Raw genomic sequence first — 24343 nt, 5'->3', positions numbered from 1 at the left:
TTTCACTTTCCTCAAAGAGCCAGGAACAGGAAGACGAATACGATGATCTCCCGCACCGAAGTCGAGGCCGCCTGGGGCCTGATCCGTCCGCATGTGCGCCGCACGCCGGTGATCGAGCTCAGCTCCGGCGCGCTGGGCGTGACGGCACCGCTGGCACTGAAGCTTGAATCGCTGCAGGTCAGCGGCTCGTTCAAGGGACGCGGGGCGTTCCACAAGCTGCTCGCCTCGAAGGTGCCGGCGGCCGGCATCGTCGCGGCCTCGGGCGGCAATCATGGCGCCGCTGCGGCCTACGCCGCGCGCGCCCTGGGCCACAAGGCCGAGATCTTTGTGCCGACCATCGCCGCGCCCGCCAAGGTGGCGCGGCTACGCAGCTACGGCGCGGTCGTGAACCAGATCGGCGCGGTCTATGCCGAGGCCCGCGCCGCTTCCGAAGCACGCGCGGCGGAAACCGGCGCGCTCACCGTGCCGGCCTATGAGGACGAGGTGGTGTTCGCCGGCGCCGGCAGTGTCGCGCTCGAATTCGCCGAACAGGCCGAGTTCGACACGCTGCTGATCGCCGTGGGCGGCGGCGGCCTGATCGCCGGCTGCGCCGCCGCGATCGGCGCGGTGAAGAAGATCGTCGCCGTCGAGACCGAAGGCACGCCGACCCTGCACGAAGCACTGAAGGCCGGGAAGCCGGTCGATGTCGCGATCTCCGGCATCGCCGCCGACGCGCTGGGCGCCAGCCGCATCGGCACACCCAACTTCGAGGTCGCGCAGAAATTCGTGAAGCACTCCGTGCTGGTGAGCGATGACGCGGTGCGCGCCGCACAGCGCGCGCTATGGGAAGAGCTGCGTGTCGTCGCCGAACCGGCCGGCGCCACCGGCCTCGCCGCGTTGATGGCTGGCGCCTATAAGCCGGCGGCGGGCGAGCGCGTCGCCACTCTGATCTGCGGCGCCAACACCGATCCAGGGTCGGTGGCCTAGCCCTTTCCATTCGCTGCTATCCCGGGGAGTATCGCGATCAGCTAGGGGAGCAGTTCAAATGGCAAAGAACACCAGCGGCAAGCCGGTCGCCGTCGTCATCGGCGCCACGTCGAAATGGCAGGCCGATGGCCGCAACACCAGACTGGCCCATGGGAAGGCGGTGGACGACAGTGATCTGCCGGTCGGTGTGCGCTGGGGCATCGGCGGCGCCATCGCCCAGAAGTTCGCGGCCGAGGGGTTCTTCGTCGTGCTGACGACCCGAACGGCCGCCAACGCATCGGCGCTCGAAGCGGCGATCCGGACGCAGGGCGGCGACTGCACCACCGTCGAGCTCGATCTCTCGCGGCAGGAGTCGGTCGCCGCGGCCTTCGCCACGATCCGTAGCGACGCCGGCGATCCCCATGTCGTGGTCTACAATGCGGGCTATCTCGAAGGCCGCGACCTGCCGCCCGAGAAGGAGCTGCTCGAGCACATCCCGGTGGAGATGTTCGACACCGCCCAGCACATCGCCAGCCGCGGCCCGTTCCTCGTTGCCAAGGAGGTCCTGCCGGCGATGCGCAAGCGCGGCGAGGGCTCGTTCTTCTTTTCCAACAATTCGAGCTCGTTGCGCGGGCGAAAGCGGATGACGGGCCAGTCGCTCTACTATCCGCGGGTGATGATGCGCACGCTGGCCCAGGTCCTCACCGAGGAATATTCCGAGCATGGCGTGCACGTCGCCAATGTCGTGATCGACGGCCTCATCGATTCGCCCGGCACCCACGCCCTGCCGCGCGCCCGGCAGAATCCCGAGCAGGTGATGAACCCGGTGAAGATCGCCGAGGCCTTCTACTACCTTCACACGCAGGACCGCTCGGTCTGGACGCACGAGCTGCAGCTGACGCCGTTCTCGACCAAGCCGAGCTACTGAGGAGGAAGCGATGTCGTCCGCGATCAGTGCGCAGATCAGCTCGCACCTGGCCATCCGCAAGGAATGGCTCGGCCTCCGCCGGGAGGACCCGCTCGATCCCGCCTTGCCGATCGTCGATCCGCACCATCACCTGATCGACCGGCCGGAGAGCGGCACATACCTGATGTCGGACCTGCTGGAGGATATCGGCAGCGGCCACAACATCGTCGCCACCGTCTATCTGGAGTGGCTGTCGATGTATCGCGCCGGCGGACCCGAGGAGATGCGGCCGGTGGGCGAGATCGAGTTCGCGAACGGGGTCGCGGCGATGAGCGCCAGTGGCGGCTACGGCAAGCCGCGCCTCTGTGCCGGCATCGTGGGCCATGCCGACCTCATGCTGGGAGCAAGGGTGGCCGAGGTCCTCGAGGCGATGATCGCGGTGGGCGGCGGGCGGTTCCGTGGCATCCGCTATATCGCGTCCAGCGATCCGGACCAGGCGCAGTGGGGCGCCACATTCGTCCGGCCGCAGGGGCTGCTGCTCGACAAGCGCGTGCGCGAGGGCTTCGCGCAACTGGCGCCGCTCGGTCTCAGCTTCGACGCCTGGGCCTTCCATCCCCAGCTCGGCGATGTGGTCGACCTGGCGCGCGCCTTTCCGGCGACGCCGATCGTGATGAACCATGTCGGCGGCCCGATCGGACTTGGCCGCTACAAGGGCAAGCGCGACGAGGTGTTCGCCGACTGGAGCGCCCGCATCCGCGAGCTGGCGGCGTGCCCCAACGTTCACATGAAGCTGGGCGGTCTCGGCATGCATATGTTCGGCTTCGACGTCCATGAAGGCGAGCTGCCGCCCAGCTCGGAGCAGCTCGCCGCCGCCTGGCGGCCTTATGTGGAGACCTGCATCGCTGCGTTCGGCCCCAGCCGCGCGATGTTCGAAAGCAACTTCCCCGTCGACAAGGGCTCCTACGGCTACGGCGTGTTCTGGAACGCCTGCAAGAGACTGGCGCAGGGCGCGAGTGCGGCGGAGAAGGCCGACCTGTTCCACGACACGGCATCGAGGTTCTATCGGCTCGGTCTTTGACTGTTTCGTCGGAAGCATCGGCGCTGAACTGGCGGGCGCGTGGCGACCTTGATCCGCGGCGCCAACACCGATCCGGGTTCGGTAGCGTAGCGCAAATTGAGATTGAGCAAAAACCTGCCATACTACCGTCCGGTCTCGACGCAATGCGTCGGCCTTCTCTGCCCGTCACGATCAGTCTTTAGCGTCTAAAAGGTTAGCCCGCCCTCATCGATGATGGGGCCGTGCTGCTTCGCCGAAGCGCGTCGTGCCGGCAGTGCCAGCACTCCAGGAAAAAGCCAAACCGCGAACGGTCTCGTCGCGCGCGCCTCCGCTTGTTGCGGATGGCTCGACGCGCGCGGAGCCGAAGCCGTCGCTTGGCATGCCTCGCAACCATTCCGAAGGAACGACCGATGACCGACCGCAGAGCCGCCGAGATCATGTATCCCGATCAGGAAGGAGACTGGAAGATAGAACTGAGGCAGCGACCGATTGCCCATCGCGGGCATGCGTTTCTGGCGCTTGTCCATAAGGGCGAGATAGTCAGTGAACTCCATGGCTTTGGTCATTCAAGGCACACGGACAAACGGCAGATGCTGGCAACCGATGGAGCTCACCTGCAGGGCACGGAATCTCGTCCGGATATGCTGAGAGATACGAAATCTATCGGAGTAGTGAAGGCCGGCAGCAGGGAAGAAATCGAGAAAATCTGGGCGAAAGGTGCCGCAGCGGCTTCAGCTATCACGGAGGGGGACTTCGACTACAAGGCCCATGACCCATCGTACGAGCTTGGCACCGACGGTGGCCAGATCCAGAACAGCAATTCGGTCGCCTACACGATCGCCAAGGCCATGGGGGTGGAGGCTGCCGCCGATCGCGTTCTGCAGGAGCAAGACGAGAGCCGCCGCTTCTCCGGATGGAAGCGTGACCTGCTCGATCCGAAGTACAAGCGTTACGTGGCGCCGCCGGCCTTCCCGGTGAGAGACGCTCCGTGATGCTTCCGCCGGATTGCAACCATAGATTGGTGGAATGAGAAGGACTTCCCGGCATGCTGCGCTTTCACAATGAGGTGCGGCATGCCGAGATTCTTCCAATATCGCCTCGCGTCAGTCCTTGCTTTCTTGCTCGCTATCGGTGGCTGTACGTTTTTCTGCGATAACATCGAGCGAGCTTCCACTCGCACCATGGTGACTGGCCCTTTTCATTACACGCTGCCGGCCAATGCCTGGATCGACAATACACGGATGGCCTCTTACCTTCGTGGGATCATCGAGGCGAATGGGCGGCAGCAACTCACCTACTCGGGGTACGACTGCTCGCCCCGTCCCGTTGCGGACTGCCCCGATTGTCTTCTGTGTACCGAGAAAATCCGCGGCGTTAACAACGGTCAATGTCAGCCCGAAGGCGACCTGTTCATCCGGGCCTATGTCGGCCCCGGCTCGAACGTGCAGGCCCAGACCTACTGGCGGAAGTAAGCCCGCAATCTACTTTGTGACCTCGGTCACCACGGCGCGGTTGGCCTTGCCGGCGCCGTCGCTGAAATCGTAGCGGATGGCGAACTTGTCGGCGGGCGAGATCCACCAGCGCGAGATCGAGCGCTGGCCCTTGTCGCCGGTCTCGTTCATCTCGATCAGGAAGGTGTCGATCATCTTGTCGCCAGGTCCGGTGCGCCGCTCGTAGCGGGCCACGGCGAGCGTATAGGTCCAGGTGCCGCTGCCGACCTTGTAGCTCGCTTCGATCTTCTTGCCGACCTGGAGCGGCCACAGGCGCTCGGGCCGCAGCGCCGCGATATAGGCGGTGAGATCGGCACCGTCGGCCGAGGGATTGTCGAACAGCAGGGCCCGCAGCTTGAAGGGCTTCCCGCCGACGCGATCCATGGTGCAGTCCATGCCCTCGCGGCCGCGGGCCACGACCTTGACGCCGCTGTCGTAGGTGAAGGTCGTGCCCGGGTCGGGGCAGGCGAACTCCATGGTCTGGGCGGAGGCGGCGCCGGAGGCGGCACCGGCGGCGAGCAAGGCGGCGAAGAAGGCGGGCAGTTTCATGGCCCGGATCATAGCCAAATCAGACGAAATGGCACGCCGCCTGCGCGCCGTTGCCAACCGGCCGCAACACCGGCTTTTCGGTCCGGCAGCGGTCCTGGGCCATCGGGCAGCGCGAATTGAAAGGGCAGCCGGCCGGCGGGTTGAGGGGGCTGGGCAGCTCGCCCTGCAGGACGGTGCGCTGGCGGGCGCGGGCCAGCTTGGGGTTGGCGATCGGTGCGGCCGCCAGCAGGGCCTTGGTGTAGGGGTGCTGCGGGCTCTTCCAGATCTGGTCGCGGCCGCCGACCTCGAACAGCATGCCGAGATACATCACCGCCACCCGGTCGGCGATGTGCTCGACCACGCTGAGGTCGTGGCTGATGAAGAGGTAGGAGACGCCGAACTGGCTCTTCAGGTCTTCCAGCAGGTTGATGACCTGGGCGCGGACCGACACGTCGAGCGCCGAGACCGGCTCGTCGCAGATGATCAGCCTGGGGCTGAGCGCCAGGGCGCGGGCGATGCCGATGCGCTGGCGCTGGCCGCCGGAGAATTCGTGCGGGTAGCGCTGCTTGGCATCGCTCGGCAGGCCGACCCAGCGCAGCAGGGTTTCGACCCGCTCGGCCGTGGCCTCGGCCTTCCAGCCGGCCAGCACCATGGGCTGGGCCACCGAGCGGCCCACCGTCGAGCGCGGGTTCAGGGAGCCGTAGGGGTCCTGAAAGATCATCTGCACCTTGCGGCGCATCTCGGTGAGCTGCTCGCGGTTGAGCGGCGCGATGTCGACGCCCTCGACGACGATCTCGCCGCCGGCGACCGGCACCAGCTTCATGATCGCCTTGCCCAGGGTGGACTTGCCGCAGCCCGATTCGCCGACGAGACCCAGCGTCTCGCCGACCGCGAGGTCGAGGCTGACACCATTCACGGCGCGCACGACGCCGCCCGCGGTGTTGAACTGGACGCGCACGTCGCGCAGGGAGAGCAGCGACATGCTCAACCCGCCTCGGCCGCGAAGCAGGCGACCAGCCGGCCCGGCCCCGGAACCGTGAGCGCGGGCTTCTCGGTGAGGCAGCGCTCCATCACCCGCTTGCAGCGCGGGGCGAAGGCGCAGCCCTGCGGCAGGGCGTTGAGCGGCGGCACCATGCCGGGAATGTCGGCCAGCCGTTCGGCGCGCTCGGCGCCCGGTGTCGGCGTCGCGCCGATCAGGCCCACCGTGTAGGGATGCAGCGGGTTCTCGAACAGGTCGTCGACCAGGGCTTCCTCGACCTTGCGGCCGGCATACATGACGACGACCCGGTCGGCCGTCTCGGCCACGACGCCGAGATCGTGGGTGATGAAGATCATCGCCATGCCGGCGTCGGCCTGCAGCTTCTTGAGCAGCGCCAGCACCTGCGCCTGCACCGTGACGTCGAGCGCCGTGGTCGGTTCGTCGGCGATCAGCACCGAGGGGCTGCAGGCGATCGCCATGGCGATGACGACCCGCTGGCACATGCCGCCAGAGAGCTGGTGCGGATAGGCATCGAGTCGGCGCGCCGCGTCGGGCATGCCGACCAGCTCCAGCAGCTCATGCGCCCGCACGCGGGCCTGGCCGCGGCCGAGCTCGGTGTGGGTCATCAGCACTTCGACGATCTGCTTCTCGACCGTGGCCACCGGGTTCAGCGAGCTGATCGGATCCTGGAAGATCATGCCGATCTCCTTGCCGCGGATGCCGAGCATGGTCTCCTCGGACACGGGAACGATGTCCCGACCGTTCAGCCTGACCTCGCCGCCGACGATGCGGGCCGGCGGATCGGGTAGCAGGCGCATGATCGACAGCGCCGACAGCGACTTGCCGCAGCCCGATTCGCCCACCAGCGCCACGGTCTCGCCGGCGCCGACGGTGAGGCTCAGCCCATCGACCGCCTTGATCTCGCCGCGGCGGGTGAAGAGCGTGGTGCGGAGGTCGCGGACCTCGAGAGGAAGCGCCATCGTCAGCGATCCCTCAGTTTCGGATTGAGCGCGTCGTTCAGCCCGTCGCCCACCAGGTTGAGGCAGAGCACGGTGATCATGATGGCGATGCCCGGGATGGCGCAGATGTACCAGGAGCTGCGGATGAGCTGCCGCCCGTCGCCGACCAGCCGGCCCCAGCTCGCGACGTTGGGATCGCCCAGGCCCAGGAACGACACGGCGGATTCGAACAGGATGGCGCCGGCCACGACCAGCGACGACAGTACGATCACCGGCGGCAGGGCGTTGGGCAGGATTTCCGAGACGATGATGCGGAAGTCGCTCATGCCCATGGAGCGGCAGGCCTGCACGAACTCGCGATCCCTGAGCGACAGGAACTCGGCCCGCGTCATGCGCGCGATCGGCGTCCAGCTCACGATGCCGATGGCGATCACGATGTTGGTCAGGGTCGAACCCAGGATGACCACGATGGTGAGCACGAAGATCAGGTTCGGGATGGTCTGGAACAGTTCGGCTGCGCGCATCGAGACCTCGTCGACCCAGCCGCCGAAATAGCCGGCAATGGCGCCGACGCTCACGCCGATGAGGGTGGCGACCGCCGAGGCGAACAGCCCGATCAGCAGGGTCGCCCGCGCGCCATGCACGATCATCGAGAGGATGTCGCGGCCCAGCGAATCGGTGCCCAGCGGAAACTCGGGATCCTCGCCGGGCCACAATTCGGGAAGTCCCACGATGCGCAGCGGATCGGTTGGGAAGAGGATCGAGGCGAAGACCGCCATCAGGGCAACGACCAGGATGAGGCAGGCACCCACGAGGGCACCGCGGTTACGTGAGAAGCGGGCGACGAACTCGAAGCGGGGAAACTCGAAGCGCTGCATCAGCGGATCTCGATTCGCGGATCGAGCCACATGTAGATCAGGTCGACGGCGATGTTGGCGGCGATGACCACCAGCGAGCCTAGGACCATGATGCCCAGCACGACCGGATAGTTGCGCGAGCTCACGCTGTCGAACAGCAGCGAGCCGACGCCCGGCCAGCTGAACACGCTCTCGATCACCACGCTGCCGGCCAGCACGGTGCCCATCTGCACGCCCAGGATCGTGACCACGGGCAGCAACGCGTTGCGCAGCACGTGGTGGATCGTGACCTTGTTCCGGCTGAGGCCCTTGGCGCGCGCGGTGCGCACGAAGTCGGCCTGCGCCACCTCCAGCATCGAGGAACGCATCACGCGGGTGTAGATCGCGGCATAGAACAGGCCCAAGGCCAGGGTCGGCAGGATCAGGTGATGCAGGATCTCCAGCACGCCGCCCCAGGTTCCGCTTGAGGCGCCGCCGATCTTCATCATGCCGCCGACCGGCAGCCAGCCGAGCTTCACCGAGAACAGCACGATCATCATGATGCCGAGCCAGAAGCTGGGCGCGGCGTAGAAGAACATGGCGGCGATCGAGACCAGACTGTCCCAGAAAGTGCGCACCTTCATCGAGGCGACGACGCCCGCCGCCACGCCGATGGTGACGGCGAGCGCAATGCTCGACACCATGAGCAGGACGGTCGCCGGCAGGTGGATCCAGATCGCCTGGATGACCGGCATGTTCTGCCTGTAGGAGAAGCCGAAGTCGAAATGCAGCAGCGCCCAGATGTATTTCAGGAGCTGCATCCACACGGGATCCTCAAGACCATAGGTCTTGCGCAGCAGCGCCACCGTCGCCGGGTCGCTCACCTGGTTCTCGGCCGTCATCAGCTCGAGGAAGCTGCCCGGCGCCATCTGGATCAGGCAGAAATTGATGATCACCACGCCCAGCATCAGCGGGACGGCCTGGATCAGCCGTCGCCGCAGGAGCCGGAACGCCGCCGTGCGGCGCGCCGATCCACGAAGGGCGGGTGTCGGCGAGACTAGCTCGCCAGCCATAGGTCTCCCCAGCCCGCCGCGAGGAAGTTCGGGTCGTTCGAGTGGTTCTGCACCTTGGTGCTGGCCAGGGTGATCGATTCCAGCTCGACCAGCGGCAGGAGCGGGGCTTCCTGCGTGGTGATCTTCTGGAACTCGACGACCAGCGCCTTGCGCTTGGCCGGATCGGTCTCAACCTTGATCCTGTCGACCAGCTTGTCGACGTCGGGGTTGGAGTAACCCGAGGCGTTGCGGAAGGGCACGCCCTTCAGGATGCCGTCGGTCGTGTAGTATTGCGTCGTTGACGGCACCGGCTCCGACGGATTGGCCTGGTTGGAGATCGCCAGGTCGAAATCGTAGTCGGTGTAGATACGCTTGATCGAGGTCGGGCGGTCGGGGACCGTGAGGTTGACGCCGACGCCGACATCCTCGAGCGCCTGCTTCACGTAGGCGCCGATCTTGCCGTTCTCCGGGAACCAGCCGGCCGCCAGCAGGTTCAGGGTGAACCGCTTGCCGTCGGCCTTCTTCGGGAAGCCCGCCGCATCGAGCAGCGCCGCCGCCTTCTTGGGATCGAACGGCGTCTTGAAGGTGTCGGTGGTGAAGAACTCCTTGTTCGGCGAGTAGATCGGGCTCGTGCCCGGGCGGGCGTAGCCGTAGAACACCGTCTTGGCGATGAAGTCGCGATTGACGGCGTTGAACATCGCCTGCCGCACTTCGCGCTTGGCGAAGATCGGGTTGCGCATGTTGCATTCGAGCGTGGCCGACCAGACGGCTTCCTCGTAGCCCTTGGGCGTGGCGACGAACTTGCCGGTGCCGGTCAGGCGCTTGATATCCGGCGGCGCGACCGGATTGAACACGCCGATATGGATGTCGCCCGCTTCCATCGCCGCGGCACGACCGGCCGGATCGCGCACGTAGCGGATGATCAGGCGGTCGAGATAGGGCTCGTCCTTCTTCCAGTAATTCTCGTTCTTCACGTACTCGAAGTGGCTGCCGCGCACCCACTCCTTGAACTTCCACGGGCCGGTCGCGATCGGCGCGTTGTTGGCCGGATTGGTGACGGGATCGCTGCCGGCATAGACGTGCTTCGGCACGATGTAGGAGACGATGCCGCACAGGCTCGACGAGAAGAAGAATTCCGGCGTCGGGTTGTTGTACTTGAAGACGACCGTCTCGGCGTCCGGCGCCTCGATGCCGACGAAGTCGGTGAGCGCCGAGGCCGCTGCGTACTTCTTCCAGATCTCGCTGACGGAATAGATGACGTCGTCGACCGTCATGTCCTTGCCGTCATGGAACTTCACGCCCTTGCGGATCTTCACCGTGTAGGACTTGAAGTCGGCCGACGGTTTCCACGACTCGGCCAGCACGCCCTCGAACTTGCCGTCCATGGTGCGCTTGGCCAGCCGCTCGAACAGCTTGGACGAGGAGAAGGTCGGGCTCGAGCCGCCGCCGGCCGGCACGTAGCAGGCCTGCGGCTCGCCGCCGCCCCAGGTCGCGACCAAGGTGCCGCCGCGCTTGGGCGTGCCCTGTGCGAACGATGCTCCCGACGTGCCGGCCAGGCCGGCGGCAACGATACCCGCGCCGAACACGCGGCGTGAAACCTTGATCGTCATGAACCCCTCCGTTACCCCAATCCCCGATAACGCCTTAAGCAAACTTCATACCGTGTGGTCTAAGCCGGCAATGTCGAATAGGTCGCGCGGCCGACGGCGACGAGCGCGCCCTGGTCGTTGAACACATCGACATCGACCACACCGACGCTCTTGCCCGCACGGCGCACGCGCGCCGTCGTCGTGAGCGCGGTCTTGATCGCCGGCCGCAGGTAATCGACGCGGAAATTGATGGTCGGCAGGCCGCGGCGCAGCGCCATGACCAGCGCATAGTCGCCGACCGTGTCGATGATCGCCGCGATCGGGCCGCCGTGCCATTGGCCGGTGCCGGCGCCGCGCTCGAACTCCGGCCGCATGGAGCAGGTCATGGTGACCTCCTCCTTGGTCGGATCGGTCGCGGTCACCTTGAGGCCGAGGAAGGCGATGAAGGGCGAGCGGTCGAGCTGCGCCTGCATCTCCTCCGAGGTCAGCGGCTGGAGCTTGTCGCTCATGGCGCCACCACGATCTTGCCGAACACTTCGCGGTCCTCGATCACGCGCAGCGCCTCGCGCGCCTCGGCGAGCGGGAACACCTTGTCCACCAGCACCTTGAGCTTGCCGCTCTGCACCAGCTCCAGGAGCTTCTCGATATCGGTGCGCATCCAGCCGTTGGAACCCAGGACCTTGAGCTCGAAGGTCCAGATGAAGCGGATGTCCTCGGTCGGCGCGTAGCCGGCGGTGGCGCCGCAGGTCAGCAGGCGGCCGCCGACCTTCAGCGTCTTCAGCGACGGCACCCAGGTGTCACCGCCGGTGTAGTTCACGACCACATCGATGCCCTGATGGCTGAGCGAGCCGCGGCGCGTCGGCTTGCCGTACATCGCCCAGGCTTCCTTCATGAAGTCCTTCTCGATGTAGTTGATCGTCTTGTCGGCGCCGAGCTCGGCCAGGCGCTGGGCCTTGGCGTCGGTGCCGGCACAGGCGATGACCTCGCAGCCAGCGAGCTTGGCGAGCTGCAGGCAGCAGACGCCGACGCCGCCGGAAGCGCCGAGGATCAGGACTTTCTCGCCCTTCGCGACATGGCCGTTGGTGACCATCATGCGCAGCGCCGTGCCGTAGGCCACGGGAAGTGCTGCGGCATCGGCGTAGCTCACGCCATCGGGAATCTTGATCAGCTGGTGCGCGCGCGCCTTGCACAGTTCGGCCAGGCCGCCATGCACCGTCTCGCCCATCAGGCCGCCTTCGACCCGGTTGATCGGATCGACCAGGACGCGGTCGCCCTTCTTCCAGCCGGTGACGCCGGGACCCACTTCGGCGATCTCGCCGGCGACGTCGAGGCCCATGATGGCCGGCATCGGCACCTTGATGCCCGGCATGCCGCGCCGCGTGAAGACGTCGTGATAGTTCAGCGACGAGGCCTTCACCGCGACGATGACGTCGCCCTCTCCGGGCGTCGGGTCGGGGAAGCTGGTCTCGAAGACAAGGCGGTCCGGTCCGCCATGTTCACGAACGACTGCTGCTTTCATTGTTATACGTCTCCGGTTGGGATCTGCTGGGCGAGCACGCGCTTGTCGATCTTGTTGGTGCCGGCGAGCGGCATCTCGTCGACGAACAGCACGCGCCTCGGGTGCTGGTAGGCCGGCGCATTGGCCAGCGCGTAATTCTTCACCGCCAGCTCGTCGAGCTGGGCGTTGGCGGCCTTCACGACGAAGGCGATCGGCTTGTGGCCCTTCAGCTCGTCGGGCACCGGGATCACCGCGGCCTGGTGGATGCCGGGATGGCGTTCGAGCATCTTCTCGACCTCGCCGGGATAGATGTTCTCGCCGCCGCAGACGAACATGTCGTCGACCCGGCCGACGAAATAGAAGAAGCCGTTCTCGTCGCGGCGGAAGACGTCGCTGGTCCGGTAGTAACCGTCCGGCGTCATCACCTCGGCGGTCTTGGCCGGCAGCTTGTGATAGTGCGTCATCAGCGCACCGCACTTCATCTGGAGCTCGCCCTCGTCCTGCACTTCCTTGCCGTCGCGCACGAGGCGGAGCTGGACGTCGGGGTGCGGATAGCCGGTCGAGAGGACCGGCTGCGGCAGGCCCTTGGGATGTGGGCCGAACACGACGGGGCCGGCCTCGGTGGTGCCGTAGCCATTGCTGACCATCGCCTTGGGAAACACCGCGTGCACCTGGTCGATCAGCGATTGGGTGACGGGCGCGGAGCCCATGCGGACCGCCTCGACGGCCGAGAGATCGGTGCTGGCGAGCAATTCACGCTCGCGCAGCATCATCGCGATCATCGTCGGCACGGAGGTCAGGAAGGCCACGCGATGCTTCGCGGCGGCCTCGATGTAGCCCTTGGTCGTGAACTGCGGCAGCAGCACCACGGTGTCGCCGTGCGAGAAGGTGGTCTGGCACATGGCCAGCCCATTCATGTGATAGAGCGGCGCGGCCACGAGGGCGCGCTGGCCGAGCGGCACCGGCCGACGCACACGCTGGCTGATCGCCCAGAGATGGGAATAGTGCGACAGTACCACGCCCTTGGGCCGTCCCGTCGAGCCCGACGTGTAGAGGAACATCGCCGGTTCCTCGGGCTTCATCGGCAGCGGCGTGAACGGCCCCTCGTCGAGCAGGCTCTCGAAGTCCCTGTCGAAGGAGAGCTTCGGCACCGTATCCGGCGCCAGCGGCAGCCGCGCATCGTCGCCGATCACCAGCTTGGCGTCGCTGTCGCCCACGACGTAGGCGACCATCTCGGCCGGCAGCTTGTAGTTCACGGGCACCGAGACGAGGCCCGCCTGCATGGTGCCGAGGAAGGTGAGCAGGAACTCGGCGCGGTTGGCCGAGAGGATCGCGACCCTATCGCCGCGTTGCAGGCCGCGCTTCAGCAGCCCGCGCGCGACGGCGCCGCTCAGGCGCATGATGTCGCCGTAGCTGTAGCTGCGCTCGGTCCCGTTCCCGCCCGCATCGATCAGCGCCAGGTTGTCGGAGGGCACGTCTCGCGAGATCGCGTCGCCCTGGTTGTCGTACTTGATGGTCACCATTTTGCGAGTCCCGAAAGTGCCTGGTCGGTGAGCTTCAGCCCGTAGTCGAGCGTGTCCTTGCGCCACTGTCCGTCGAACGGACAGAAGGCATCCATCATGTCGGCCTGCAGGGTGGACAGGACATCCGGATCGATCCCGTGATGGTGGCGGCGCAGCCACTGGTCGAGCCGCAGCACGCGGCGCATGTTGACGCCGCGGGTGCCGAACTCGATCACCGCGCCGCACATGTCGCGATTGCCGAGGAAGCGCTGCACGCCCTGGAAGACGAGGCCGGTGTAATTGGGTCGCGCCATGCCGTGCGGCCGCACGCCATCGACATTGTCCTTGCCCCACCAGTCGCAGGCGCGCGCGAACAATGGACCGTCGGGATCGTTGAAGCAGAGGAAGAACGGCTTGCCGTACTCGCCGATGCCGGTGTGCCAGTCGATGAAGGCCACCCGCTCGGCGCCGGCCAGCGTCTCCTTGACGATCGTCTCCAGGGTCCGGTTGGACCATTCGGCGCCCTTGCCGCCGAACATCAGCCCGTCCTGGTGCTCGTACTGGCCGCGCGCCAGCGTGTCGAACAGCACGTCGCGGCCGTTGGTCTCGGTGAAGCGGTCGAGCACGCCGGCGACGCGAGCGTTCTCGGCGTCGGTCCATTCGTGGATCAGCAGGTCGCTGTGAAGCGTCTCGTAGTGCGGATTGGCGGGCGCGGGACCCGCGTCGCGGTCGATGAAGTTGCGGTTGAGGTCGACGTTGTTCTCGGTCGTGCGCGTGAAATGCGCGAAGCCGTAGGGATTGAGGCCGTGCACCAGCACGACGCCCATGTCGGCCGGCAGGCGTGACGCACCGCCGGAATTGAGCCAGCCGATCTGGACGGCCGAGCCGGAGAAGCCTTCCTGGCCGTGCGTGCCGCTCACGAACAAGGCCTGGCGCGGCGCCTTGCGATCGCCGAAGCAGGCGACGTCGATCGCCAGCGGCCCGCCGTCGGGCGCCTTTTTCGCGGGGTGCAGGAACGAGCGCACCTCGCCTCGGGCGGCCGTCGCCGCCTTCAGGAACTTCGCCCGCGCGTTCGCATAGCTCGCGGCGAAGCAATCGTAATATTCCATCGAATCCCTTCTCGGCCGCTCCCCAGCAGCCCTGCCGTACGCGTCAGACTATTCGATGAACTCCAATACCGCGTTCAAGGCCTGCTTGGCCGGCACGACCACCCGGCCCGCGCTCTGGACCACGCCGCCGATCTTGCCGTCCTGCAAGGCACGTGCCGCCTTGGCGGCGGACAGGGTGCGGAAGGTGAGCCCGGCCATGTAGGCCTTGCGGCCCTCGGCATCCGGCACGGCATCGCCGAACTGCGCCTTCAGCTCGTCCTCGGTCACGATGTCGACCCTCGAATTGCCGACCACGACGGACTTGCCGCCCTTGATGTCGCGCACGGCTTCCGGTCCGAACATGTCGGCATAGAGCTTGGAGGCCGCCGCGGGATCCGGTTCGACGATCAGGAAGCGCGCGATGGCGACCGTGCCGTTGGCATGGTGACGCCACTCGTCGCGCCATACGACGTCACGGGTGAAGTGGTGACAGTAGTAGACGCGGCCGTAGGGCACGACGCCCGCCTTCATGCGGACGGTGCGGAAGCGTGCATCGCGCATCTCGCCGTCGACCTTCACGGGACGGGTGAATTCGACCGGCGCATCGATCGGCACGCCCGCCTTGCTCAGCGACGCGTAGGTGATGGCGGAATCCTCGGCGCCGAACACGAGGCCGTTGAGGCCAAACGGGAAGGTGAGCAGGTCCAGGCGACCCGACGTGGCGCTCTTCGGAATGGCGATCAGCTCGAGATAGTCGGTGCCGAACATGGCGAGGTGGTTCATCGAACCCAGCGAATGATAGCCGCGTTCGGTGAGCGTAAAGCCCAGCCGCGTATAGACATCGGCCGCATGGTCCATGTCGTCGCGGGCATTGATGACCACGTGATCGAGCGTCGCTACGGGCAGCATCATTCCAGTTCCTCTCTTGCCTTTCACAGCGTCGCCCATCTTGGCACAGCGGGCACGTCAGGAATTCTTATATTAGGCGACGATCCTTTCATGCGCGAAATCTGTTTCCAAGTTTCGCAGACAATGGGGAAAGGAAATCCTATTTCCATGCCATGACGATCAGCGCCGTTTTGTGGCCTGCGATTTGCCGGTGCGCCTATGCCGGCGCGTTGCGCGCGATGACCTCGCGATAGAAGGCGGCGCTGAGCTTGGGCGTCCGCTTCTGCGTCGCATAATCGACATGGACGAGGCCGAAGCGCGTGGCGTAACCGTCGGCCCATTCGAAATTGTCGAGCAGGCTCCACAGGAAGTAGCCGCGGACCGGCACGCCCTCGGCCGTCGCACGCTGCAGGTGGGTCAGGCAGTTCCGCAGGTACATCACGCGATCGACGTCGTAGACCACGCCGTCCTGCGTCGGCTCGTCGGCCGCCGAGGCGCCGTTTTCGGTGATGAAGATGTCCTTCACGCCCCACAGCCGGGCGGCATGGCGCGGCGCCCAGTACAGCGCCTCCGGCCCCAGGAGCAGCCACGTCGATGCCATGTGCGGGTGCGACGAGGGGAAGGGCACCGGGGTGAAGCCGGGCGCCGCCTCGCTCGCCAGCACGTATTGGCTGGGCGCATAGACGTTCAGGCCGACGAAATCGACCTTGCCGGAGATGATCTTCAGCTCCTGGTCGGTGAAGCGCGGTGCGTCGCGGCCCATCTTCGCCAGATAGGCGTCGGTGTAGCGGCCTTCCATCATCACCGTGAGATAGGGGGCGTTCAGCTCGCGCGTCGCCAGCTCGGCGGCCCTGATGTTCTCGACCGTCTCGACGGCGGGGAGCGCCGTGGCGATGTTTTCCGCCGGCCCAACCCGGGTGCCGCGCTTGCCGCTGGCCCGCACCGCCTGCACGGCGAGGCCATGCGCCAGCACCGCATGGTGGCGGACCTGGTTCAATCGTCCGAGCGGCAGCTTGAGGCCCGGGGCGAAGTTGCCGGTCTCATGGCCCTGCTCGACGAAGGTCTGCATCTCGTTGAGGGTGAAGATCTGGCGCACGCGATCGGTGAGCCGGCTGGCAATGTAGGACGCGTATTCGCCGAATGCCTCGGCGGTGTCGCGCGATTCCCAGCCGCCGCGATCCTGCAGCGCCTGCGGCAGGTCCCAGTGATAGAGCGTCGCGTAGGGCTCGATGCCGGCGGCGAGCAGCTCGTCGACCAGCCGGTCGTAGAAATCGAGGCCCTTGGGATTGGCCGTGCCCCTTCCCTCGGGGAAGACGCGCGGCCAGGCGATCGAGAAGCGGTAGGTGCGCGCGCCGATCGACTTCATCAGCGCCACGTCTTCCTTATAGCGATTGTAATGGTCGACGCTGACATGGCCGTTCGAGCCGTCGCGGATGCGGCCGGGCTCTCCGGTGAACGTGTCCCAGATCGAGGGACCGCGACCGGCTTCTTGGGCGGCGCCCTCGACCTGATAGGCCGAGGTGGCGGTGCCCCAGCGGAATCCCTCGGGAAAGCCCGCCGCCAGCCGGCGCGGGCTCTGGGAGTTGCGGGGGGCGGTATGGGCAGAGCCGTAGGTCGTGGCGGCAAGCGCCGCCGCACCCGCCGCGGTGAGCAGCGCGCGGCGGCGGGTCAGATTGAAACGCATCAGGTTCGGCAACTCCGGTCGGTCACAGACCGTACGGAAGCATCCCGCGTGCCATCCCGCCTCGCGCGGGCAGGTTTCAGTTTTTAGGCGCTTTCGTTACTCAGCACGTCTCCGAACAGCTTCCACCGCACGAGGCATGGAAGTTGTTGCAATCGACGAGCGCGAACAGGCGCGCCATCTGGGCTTAGCCTTTCCCGATCGCGTCGCGCAGTCCGGCGGCGAATCCCTTGATCGAGAAGCCCTCGGGGAGCCGATCGATCAGGATGATGTCGGAGATGGCGTTGCGGACGCGCAGCGGCCGGATCGCCCGATACGCGGCGGAGTCGTACCATGCCGTGGCTGCGGCTCGGTCGGGGAACTCCATGAGTACGACGGAGCCGGGCCAGGCACCTTCGATGACGTCTCCCTGTCCCTGGGCCAGCCACCTGCCGCCATAGGGCGCCACGGTCGCCTCGACCTGCTCCAGGTAATCCAGCGCCTCGGCGTTGGGCATGTCGGCGGGAATACGCAGGTGGTTGATGAGATAGGTGCTCATGACGATCGCCTCCGGCTGTTGGGGCGCCGGAACCGGCGGGCTCCAGCGGCGTGACTTCGACGGGGTGAAGTCTCGCGCCGTGCCCTGGGCGAGGCCACCGCGCGGTCGTCTGGTGCGGACCGGCACTTTGTATGGCCAGTTCATACCTTGGTACGAGGCGCTCACGGTATCCGGATCGAGTGACGACACCCCAGATATCGAAGGCCATGCCGGGCCGGTCCGCAAGTTTGCAGCCATCCCCAGCCAAGGGCGTTTGCCGCTTGAACACCGCAAGGATGGCACATGAATTCCGAAGATCTGACGCATGCGCTGGGGCGGGCCGTCACGGCCATCTGGGGAGAACTGCCCGCCACCGTGCAGCACGACCTGTTCGAAGCGGCCGTGCGCCTTTCGGGTTCGACTGCTCGAGAGCCGCTGGCCGCTCTTTTGCACAACGCTCATCCCCGAACCGCCGACGGCGAAAAGTCCCGCGCGGTACCCGAGCCGGACAGCTTGGGCGGATAACCGATTGAAGCACCAACAAGAGAGAGGCGACGATGCCGACAGATCAACCGATACACACTCTTCGAGACAATCTGGAAGCGGCTCGCCTTGAACTGATCCAAAAGATCGCTTTGGAAGGGACGCTGTCCGCCGACGCACTTGGAGAACTCTCGATCATTCAAGCATCGTTGACGGCGGTCCGCGATGAAATCGCGTCTCGTGAACCACGAGTAGGATTCGGGGCCGAGAAGTCGCTGGAATAGGTTTAGCCGTGATGATGGATTCGCCGCGCTTCGAAACATCGGCAGAAGCTCGGCAACCTTAATCGAAGTTTCCGTTGGTGAGGGCCGGTCCCTAGCCGGCACTCGGGGGCCCGCTTACCACGGACGGTCTCAGCAGCCTGGCGGGCCCCTGAGTCTCCGGTCAGGCGCTTTCGTTGCTCAACACGTCTCCGAACAGCTTCCACGTCTCGCCGTCGAAGGCGGAGAGGCGGATCGACTGGATGGGATAGAAGTCCATGGGGCTGGTGTTGATGGTGATGCCGGGCAGCAGCATCGGCACGACCAGCTTCTTCATGCTGGCGGCCTGCTTCATCAGGTTCTCGCGCGTGAGGTTGTCGCCGCAGGCTTCGAGGCAGTGCTTCATGGTGGCGGAGACGGCATAGGCATAGGTGTTGCCCGAATCGGCGGGGTTGGCATCGGGTAGGTACTTCTTCATCCACGCGTCCCATTCCTTGTAGTCCGCGTCGTCGACCCACTGCTTGTCGGTGGCGTCCTTGAGGTAGGCGGCCGTGATGATGCCCTTGCTGTTCTCGAACCCGGCGGGCTTCAGCACGGCGGCAACGGACGCCGAGACATTGGCGAGATAATGGTCGGGCTTCCAGCCGAGGTCGGCGACCTTGCGGATGGCCTGCGCCGCCGCCTTGGGCGCGGCGTCGTTGAAGAAGACGTTGGCGCCGGTGTTCTTGATCTGGATGATCTGGCTGTCGACCGTGGGATCGGTGACCTCGTAGCTCACCTTAGCGGTGACGTACTTCTCGTTCTCCTTGCCGAGGCCGGCGAGGAAGCCGCCGGTATAGTCCTTACCCGAATCGTCGTTCTGGTAGAGCATGCCGATGCGCAGGTCCTTGAGATTGTCCTTGTACTTGGACAGGACGTGCTTGGCGTAGATCGCCGCCTCGGTGTGATAGTCGGGCTGCCAGCCCATGGTCCACGGGAACTCCTTGGGCATGCCCCACTTCGAGGCGCCGGTGGCCACGAAGAGCTGCGGCACCTTCTTCTGGTTCAGATACTTCTGCACGACCGTGTTGGTCGGGGTGCCGAGCAGCTGGAAGATCGCGAAGACCTTGTCGTCCTCTACGAGCTTGCGGACCATCTCGACGGTCTTGGGTGGCACGAAGCCGTCGTCGTAGGTGATGAAGTTGATCTTGCGGCCGTTGATGCCGCCATTGTCGTTCACCATCTTCCAGTAGGCCTCGATCGCCTTGCCGATCGTGCCGTAGGCCGAAAGCGGCCCACTGTACGGGTTGGTGTGGCCGAGCTTGATCTCCTTGTCGGTGACGCCCGGGTCGTACTTCTTCTGGGCACGCACGATATACGGGGAGAACGCGAACGCAGCACCACCGGCCGCGAAAACGCGGCGACGCATCTTGGTCATGTTTCCTCCTGTGGCGTCCCGATTTGGGATCGTTGGGAGGGAGTGTCGCTCAGGTCGGTAGGCCTGTCATCCCGAACACTCCGTCACATCGCGCTGTCCTTCATTGTGCCCGCGCTGTCGGTTGGCCCGCACAAAGTCTGTCGTCCCTCGCTACGCTCGGTATGAAAAAAGGGGCGGATGACTAAAAGTACTATGTCACGTCGTCGACGAGGCAACCCGGCGCCGGCAGCGCAGGCCATTTCGTTTGGACCCAAAACAATTGGCAGCCTAGACTGAGCGCCGGGAGGAAAGAGTGGCGCTGCAAGAACGCACGCAGGTCGGGATCGTCGGGGCAGGGCCTGCCGGACTGCTGCTGGCCCGCCTGCTCAAGGTGTACGGCATCGAGAGCGTGATCCTCGAGGCGAGGACGCGAGACTATGTCGAGGGCCGCATCCGCGCTGGCGTGCTCGAGCAGGGCACGGTCGACCTGATGGAGGAGGCCGGTGTCGCCGACCGGCTGCACCGCGAGGGGCTGGTGCATGACGGCGCCGAGATCGCCGTGCGCGGTCGGCGCTTCCGCATCGACTTCCGCGAACTGACCGGCAAGGCCGTCACCGTCTATGGCCAGACCGAGCTGACCAAGGACCTGATCGCCGCGCGCCTGGCCGGTGACGGGCCGATCGTGTGGGAAGCCGCCGCCGTCGCCGTGCACGATATCGACACGACCAGGCCGCGCCTCACCTACCGGCTCGATGGCGTCGAGCGCACGCTCACCTGCGATTTCATTGCCGGCTGCGATGGCTATCACGGCGTCAGCCGCACGAGGCTGCCGGCGTCGCAGACCTTCGATCGAACCTATCCGTTCGGCTGGCTCGGCATCCTGGCCGACGTGCCGCCCTGTTCGCCCGAGCTGATCTACGCCCGCCACGAGCGCGGCTTCGCGCTGGCCTCGATGCGTTCGCCGACCCGCAGCCGCTATTACGTACAATGCGATCTCGACGACAAGCTTGAGGACTGGCCGGACGAACGGATCTGGGACGAGCTCGAGCTACGCCTCGGTTCCGAGCCCGCACCGAACATCACGCGCGGCCCGTCGATCGAGAAGAGCATCGCGCCGCTGCGCAGCTTCGTGTCGACGCCGATGCAGCACGGCCGCCTGTTCATCGCCGGCGACGCTGCGCACATCGTGCCGCCGACCGGCGCCAAGGGCCTTAATCTCGCGGCATCCGATGCCCAGTATCTCTGCCGTGCGCTGGTCGACCATTACGGCAAGGGCACGGACGACCGGCTCGCCGCCTACAGCGAGACCGCGCTGGCCCGCGTCTGGAAGGCCGAGCGCTTCTCCTGGTGGATGACGACGATGCTGCACAGGCTTCACGCGGAAGACAGCTTCGAAGCCCAGATGCAGCAGGCCGAACTCGACTATCTCGCGAGCTCACGCGCCGCCCGGACGGCGCTGGCCGAGAACTATGTCGGCCTGCCGTTCTGAATCGCGGCATCGGTCATGTGGGCCGCCTTCACCGGCGCGTCAGCGCGCCGTTGGCCAGCGTCGTATGGCTACAGCATATGCCCGGCGCGTTCGGCCTTGGTGCGGAGGTAATTCTCGTTGTGCCCGTTGGACGGGAAGGAATGCTGGACCCGCGCCGCGACCTCGATGCCGTAGCGCTCGAGCTGGGCGATCTTCTCGGGATTGTTGGTCATCAGCCGCACGCGCTGGATGCCCATGCGCGCGAGCATGGTGGCGGCCGGCGCATAGATGCGCTCGTCGGCGTCGAAGCCGAGCTGTTCGTTGGCGTCGATCGTGTCGAAACCGTCGTCCTGGAGTTCGTAGGCGCGCAGCTTGTTGACCAGGCCGATGCCGCGGCCTTCCTGCGCGAGATAGAGCAGCACGCCCGATCCCTGCTTGGCGATCTCGGCGATGGCGCTGCGCAGCTGGACGCCGCAATCGCAGCGCAGAGAGCCCAGCAGGTCGCCGGTGAAGCATTCCGAATGGAGGCGGATCAGGACCGGCTCGGTCGTGTCGATCTCGCCGACGACGATGGCGAGATGTTCCTTGCCGCCGTCGCTGGGGCGCCAGGCGAGGATGCGGGTGTTCTCGGCGCCTTCCAGTGGCACATGCGCCTGGGCGACCTGCTGCAAGGTGCGCGAGGCGGTCTCCTCGTAGCTCGAGACGTCGGCGGCATCGACATAGACGAGGTCCTGCTCGCGCGCCCAGTCGCGGCGCTTGTTGCCGGGGTCGCGGGTGAGGGGTCCCACCACGACGGCCGGCAGGAGGCGCGCGAGCTTGGCGAGCTCGATCGCCGCCTGGGCGATCACAGGTGCGTGACTGGCGACGGGCCGGGAGAGGTGGCGCAGCGCCACATGGCGGCCGGATTTGTCGCTCTCATGCGGCCGCAGGATGACGTCGACCGGCACGCCCTCGGGCAGGTCGAGGGTGATGGGCTTGTTGGTCTCGCCCATGCCGCCCGCGATGTGGGGCGGGATGTCCATGCCGATCGCCTCGGCGCGACGGCGCGTTGTAACAAGCACAGGTGGGTTTTGGGCCAGGCCCTGCAGGCGCTGGAGCGCGCGCGGGCCGCAGGATTCGGCCGCGATCACCAGGCCGCCGGCACCGGTCTCGTCGCGCAGCACCACGATGCCGCCGCGGCGCAGCTCCGCCATGGCGCGTTCGACGGTGGCGACTGCATGTGCCGTGCGGGAATGGGTGGGGCTGGTACTCATGACTCTAGGTATCACGCCACGGGATTTCGCCGAAGTGAACCGCTTTTGTGCCCAGATCGTACCGGATAGAGTGAATTTGCAGATGGCTGACCGGTAGCAAACGCATGTCCGTGAACAATCGTGGCAAGAAAATCCTGTTGGTCGATGACGACCAGGCGTTGCGCGCCGTGCTCGCCGAACAGCTCGACCTTTACGACGGTTTCACGACGATCCAGGTCGGCACCGCGGCCGAAGGCCTGGAGAAAGCCAAGCTCGCCCACTACGACGCCATCCTGCTCGACATCGGTCTTCCAGATATGGACGGCCGCGAATTGTGCAAGCTGATGCGGCGCCAGGGCGTGCGCGCGCCGGTGATCATGCTGACCGCGGCCGACAGCGATGCCGACACCATTCTCGGCCTCGAATCGGGCGCCAACGACTATGTCACCAAGCCGTTCCGCATCAATGTCCTGCTGGCCCGCCTGCGCGCGCATCTGCGCCAGCACGAGCGCAGCGAGGACGCGGTCATGACCATCGGCCCCTACGAATTCCATCCGGCGGGCAAGATGCTGGTGGAGAAGGCCGGCAAGAAGAAGGTCCGCCTGACCGACAAGGAAGCCTCGATCCTGAAATACCTGTTCCGGGCCGGCGACCGGCCGGTCGCCCGCGACGTCCTGCTGAACGAGGTCTGGGGCTACAATGCCGGCGTCACGACCCACACGCTGGAAACCCACATCTATCGCCTGCGCCAGAAGATCGAGAAGGATCCGGCCAGCGCCGCCATCCTGGTGACCGACCGGGGCGGCTACCGGCTTCAACCCTAGGTCTTGCCAATTCGTGAACGGGGCGTCATCTTTTCGGTAAGCAATATTCACAGCCTTGCCCTGGGAGGGCGGACGCCATGAGCACGCAGCGGATCTACGCCCTGCCCGTCGACGTGACGCAGTGGAAGTTCGACGGCGCGACCGACATCCAGTTCAACTGGGAATATGACGACGGCTCCGCGTCGCTGCTCGAACTCTACGAGAAGGGCAAGCAGCAGCAGTGGGACGCCAGCACGCGGCTGGACTGGTCGCTCGAGCTCAATCCCGACAATCCGATGGAGCTGAAGGACGAGGCCATCTCGATCTACGGCACCGATCACTGGAACAAGATGACGGAGAAGGAGCGGAGCTGGCTCCGGCTCCATCTCCAGGCCAACTCGATCTCGCAGTTCATGCATGGCGAGCAGGGCGCGCTGATCGCCAGCTCCAAGATCGTCGGCACCGTGCCCGACATGAATGCCAAGTTCTATGCCGCGACCCAGGTGATGGACGAAGCCCGTCACGTCGAGGCCTACAAGCGGCTGCTGCATGAGAAGTTCAAGGTCGCCTATCCGATCAACAAGGCGCTGCAGACCCTGCTGGAGCAGACACTGACCGACCGGCGCTGGGACATGACCTATCTCGGTATGCAGGTGCTGATCGAGGGCCTGGCGCTCGCCGCCTTCCAGTCGATCCGCGACAAGGCGGGCAACACGCTGGCCGGCGCGGTCAACGCCTATGTCATGCAGGACGAGGCGCGCCACGTCTCGTTCGGGCGCCTGGCGCTGCGCGAATACTATCCGCATCTCTCCGATGCCGAGCGCGACGAGCGCGAGGAGTTCGTGGTCGAGGCGCTCCATTTCATGCGCGACCGCTTCAACCAGTCCGAGGTCTGGGAACGGCTCGGCCTGCCGGCCAAGGTGCTGGACGACATCCACTACAATTCCAAGCAGATGAATTCCTTCCGCGGCCGCCTGTTCAGCCGCGTCGTGCCGACGGTGAAGGATATCGGCCTGTGGGGTCCGCGGGTTCAGAAGGCTTTCGCCGAGATGGGCGTGATGAACTATGCTATGATCAACGTCGCGGAAGTCCTCGCCAACGACGGCAAGGTGGCCGACGAGTTCGACAGGAAGATGTTCGTCGAGAAGTCGATCGCGGCGGAGTAGCGCCGCGCCATAAAGGCGC

At 65.8% G+C, this 24343-nt stretch carries 26 protein-coding genes; 11 read left to right on the top strand and 15 right to left on the bottom strand.

Features of this window, described 5'->3' with window-relative positions:
• Positions 1 to 42: 42 nt before the first annotated feature.
• The 5 genes from AC1ROX_RS21675 (at position 43) to AC1ROX_RS21655 (ending at position 4381) form a co-directional block, all read left to right on the top strand.
• Positions 43 to 966, top strand: coding sequence for a serine/threonine dehydratase (locus AC1ROX_RS21675; protein ID WP_493128991.1), 924 nt, complete (start codon positions 43 to 45; stop codon positions 964 to 966).
• 58 nt (positions 967 to 1024) lie between these two features.
• The gene (locus AC1ROX_RS21670) at positions 1025 to 1873 is read left to right on the top strand and encodes an SDR family oxidoreductase (protein ID WP_493128989.1); all 849 of its coding nucleotides are present in this window, start codon (positions 1025 to 1027) and stop codon (positions 1871 to 1873) included.
• Positions 1874 to 1883: 10 nt separating this feature from the next.
• Complete coding sequence (locus AC1ROX_RS21665; protein WP_493128987.1) at positions 1884 to 2930, top strand: amidohydrolase family protein; 1047 nt, start codon at positions 1884 to 1886, stop codon at positions 2928 to 2930.
• Between the two features lie 389 nt (positions 2931 to 3319).
• Positions 3320 to 3901 carry a hypothetical protein gene (locus tag AC1ROX_RS21660; protein ID WP_493128985.1) on the top strand — a complete coding sequence of 194 codons (582 nt, stop codon included), beginning with the start codon at positions 3320 to 3322 and terminating at the stop codon, positions 3899 to 3901.
• 81 nt (positions 3902 to 3982) lie between these two features.
• Positions 3983 to 4381 carry a hypothetical protein gene (locus AC1ROX_RS21655; protein ID WP_493128983.1) on the top strand — a complete coding sequence of 133 codons (399 nt, stop codon included), beginning with the start codon at positions 3983 to 3985 and terminating at the stop codon, positions 4379 to 4381.
• 9 nt (positions 4382 to 4390) lie between these two features.
• On the opposite strand, the gene AC1ROX_RS21650 is transcribed toward AC1ROX_RS21655, so the two are convergent.
• The 13 genes from AC1ROX_RS21650 to AC1ROX_RS21590 form a co-directional block, all read right to left on the bottom strand.
• Positions 4391 to 4948 (bottom strand): hypothetical protein, encoded by a 558-nt coding sequence (locus tag AC1ROX_RS21650; RefSeq protein ID WP_493128981.1) that lies wholly within the window; start codon positions 4946 to 4948, stop codon positions 4391 to 4393.
• Positions 4949 to 4967: 19 nt separating this feature from the next.
• Positions 4968 to 5909, bottom strand: coding sequence for an ABC transporter ATP-binding protein (locus tag AC1ROX_RS21645; RefSeq protein WP_493128979.1), 942 nt, complete (start codon positions 5907 to 5909; stop codon positions 4968 to 4970).
• A gap of 2 nt (positions 5910 to 5911) precedes the next feature.
• Positions 5912 to 6886 carry an ABC transporter ATP-binding protein gene (locus AC1ROX_RS21640; RefSeq protein ID WP_493128977.1) on the bottom strand — a complete coding sequence of 325 codons (975 nt, stop codon included), beginning with the start codon at positions 6884 to 6886 and terminating at the stop codon, positions 5912 to 5914.
• A 2-nt stretch (positions 6887 to 6888) separates the two neighbouring features.
• Positions 6889 to 7743 (bottom strand): ABC transporter permease, encoded by an 855-nt coding sequence (locus AC1ROX_RS21635; protein WP_493128974.1) that lies wholly within the window; start codon positions 7741 to 7743, stop codon positions 6889 to 6891.
• Positions 7743 to 8774, bottom strand: a complete 1032-nt coding sequence (locus AC1ROX_RS21630) for an ABC transporter permease (RefSeq protein WP_493128972.1) — start codon at positions 8772 to 8774, stop codon at positions 7743 to 7745. The genes AC1ROX_RS21635 and AC1ROX_RS21630 overlap by 1 nt, the downstream gene beginning before the upstream one ends.
• Complete coding sequence (locus AC1ROX_RS21625; RefSeq protein ID WP_493128970.1) at positions 8759 to 10363, bottom strand: ABC transporter substrate-binding protein; 1605 nt, start codon at positions 10361 to 10363, stop codon at positions 8759 to 8761. Before AC1ROX_RS21625 ends, AC1ROX_RS21630 begins: the two co-directional genes overlap by 16 nt.
• Before the next feature lie 59 nt (positions 10364 to 10422).
• On the bottom strand, positions 10423 to 10851 hold the full coding sequence (locus AC1ROX_RS21620; RefSeq protein WP_493128968.1) for a PaaI family thioesterase: 429 nt from the start codon (positions 10849 to 10851) through the stop codon (positions 10423 to 10425).
• On the bottom strand, positions 10848 to 11861 hold the full coding sequence (locus AC1ROX_RS21615) for a zinc-binding dehydrogenase (protein WP_493128966.1): 1014 nt from the start codon (positions 11859 to 11861) through the stop codon (positions 10848 to 10850). Before AC1ROX_RS21615 ends, AC1ROX_RS21620 begins: the two co-directional genes overlap by 4 nt.
• A gap of 2 nt (positions 11862 to 11863) precedes the next feature.
• On the bottom strand, positions 11864 to 13363 hold the full coding sequence (locus tag AC1ROX_RS21610) for a class I adenylate-forming enzyme family protein (RefSeq protein ID WP_493128964.1): 1500 nt from the start codon (positions 13361 to 13363) through the stop codon (positions 11864 to 11866).
• Entirely contained in the window at positions 13357 to 14451 is a 1095-nt protein-coding gene (locus tag AC1ROX_RS21605) for a M14 family metallopeptidase (RefSeq protein ID WP_493128962.1), read from the bottom strand. The genes AC1ROX_RS21610 and AC1ROX_RS21605 overlap by 7 nt, the downstream gene beginning before the upstream one ends.
• A 48-nt stretch (positions 14452 to 14499) precedes the next feature.
• Positions 14500 to 15342, bottom strand: coding sequence for a VOC family protein (locus AC1ROX_RS21600; protein ID WP_493128960.1), 843 nt, complete (start codon positions 15340 to 15342; stop codon positions 14500 to 14502).
• A gap of 193 nt (positions 15343 to 15535) precedes the next feature.
• On the bottom strand, positions 15536 to 17002 hold the full coding sequence (locus tag AC1ROX_RS21595; protein WP_493128958.1) for a GH1 family beta-glucosidase: 1467 nt from the start codon (positions 17000 to 17002) through the stop codon (positions 15536 to 15538).
• 184 nt (positions 17003 to 17186) lie between these two features.
• On the bottom strand, positions 17187 to 17537 hold the full coding sequence (locus AC1ROX_RS21590) for a DUF1330 domain-containing protein (protein WP_493128956.1): 351 nt from the start codon (positions 17535 to 17537) through the stop codon (positions 17187 to 17189).
• Between AC1ROX_RS21590 and AC1ROX_RS21585 the strand changes: the two genes are divergently transcribed.
• Genes AC1ROX_RS21585 through AC1ROX_RS21575 form a run of 3 tightly spaced genes read left to right on the top strand, consistent with a single transcriptional unit; the run spans position 17536 to position 18283 of the window.
• Positions 17536 to 17823, top strand: coding sequence for a hypothetical protein (locus AC1ROX_RS21585; protein ID WP_493128954.1), 288 nt, complete (start codon positions 17536 to 17538; stop codon positions 17821 to 17823). The genes AC1ROX_RS21590 and AC1ROX_RS21585 overlap by 2 nt on opposite strands.
• Positions 17820 to 18041: a hypothetical protein gene (locus AC1ROX_RS21580; RefSeq protein ID WP_493128952.1), complete on the top strand. Its 222-nt coding sequence runs from the start codon at positions 17820 to 17822 to the stop codon at positions 18039 to 18041. The genes AC1ROX_RS21585 and AC1ROX_RS21580 overlap by 4 nt, the downstream gene beginning before the upstream one ends.
• 32 nt (positions 18042 to 18073) lie before the next feature.
• Complete coding sequence (locus tag AC1ROX_RS21575; RefSeq protein ID WP_493128950.1) at positions 18074 to 18283, top strand: hypothetical protein; 210 nt, start codon at positions 18074 to 18076, stop codon at positions 18281 to 18283.
• A gap of 160 nt (positions 18284 to 18443) precedes the next feature.
• Here AC1ROX_RS21575 and AC1ROX_RS21570 read toward each other — a convergent pair whose 3' ends face one another.
• Entirely contained in the window at positions 18444 to 19676 is a 1233-nt protein-coding gene (locus AC1ROX_RS21570; protein ID WP_493128948.1) for an ABC transporter substrate-binding protein, read from the bottom strand.
• 292 nt (positions 19677 to 19968) lie between these two features.
• On the opposite strand from AC1ROX_RS21570, the gene pobA reads away from it, so the two are divergent.
• Positions 19969 to 21144 carry a 4-hydroxybenzoate 3-monooxygenase gene (gene pobA / locus AC1ROX_RS21565; RefSeq protein WP_493128946.1) on the top strand — a complete coding sequence of 392 codons (1176 nt, stop codon included), beginning with the start codon at positions 19969 to 19971 and terminating at the stop codon, positions 21142 to 21144.
• A gap of 68 nt (positions 21145 to 21212) precedes the next feature.
• Here the strand turns inward: pobA and ribA are convergent, their stop codons facing one another.
• Entirely contained in the window at positions 21213 to 22376 is a 1164-nt protein-coding gene (ribA, locus tag AC1ROX_RS21560) for a GTP cyclohydrolase II (RefSeq protein ID WP_493128944.1), read from the bottom strand.
• Positions 22377 to 22480: 104 nt separating this feature from the next.
• Between ribA and AC1ROX_RS21555 the strand changes: the two genes are divergently transcribed.
• Both AC1ROX_RS21555 and AC1ROX_RS21550 read left to right on the top strand, forming a co-directional pair.
• Positions 22481 to 23179 carry a response regulator transcription factor gene (locus AC1ROX_RS21555; protein ID WP_493128942.1) on the top strand — a complete coding sequence of 233 codons (699 nt, stop codon included), beginning with the start codon at positions 22481 to 22483 and terminating at the stop codon, positions 23177 to 23179.
• A 77-nt stretch (positions 23180 to 23256) separates the two neighbouring features.
• Positions 23257 to 24324, top strand: coding sequence for a ferritin-like domain-containing protein (locus AC1ROX_RS21550; protein ID WP_493128940.1), 1068 nt, complete (start codon positions 23257 to 23259; stop codon positions 24322 to 24324).
• Positions 24325 to 24343 lie beyond the last annotated feature (19 nt).

The sequence above is a fragment of the Reyranella sp. GW821-FHT14A01 genome (genome assembly GCF_058803965.1).
Note: the sequence above shows the minus strand (reverse complement) of the source record. Positions and strands in the feature narration are given on the sequence as shown.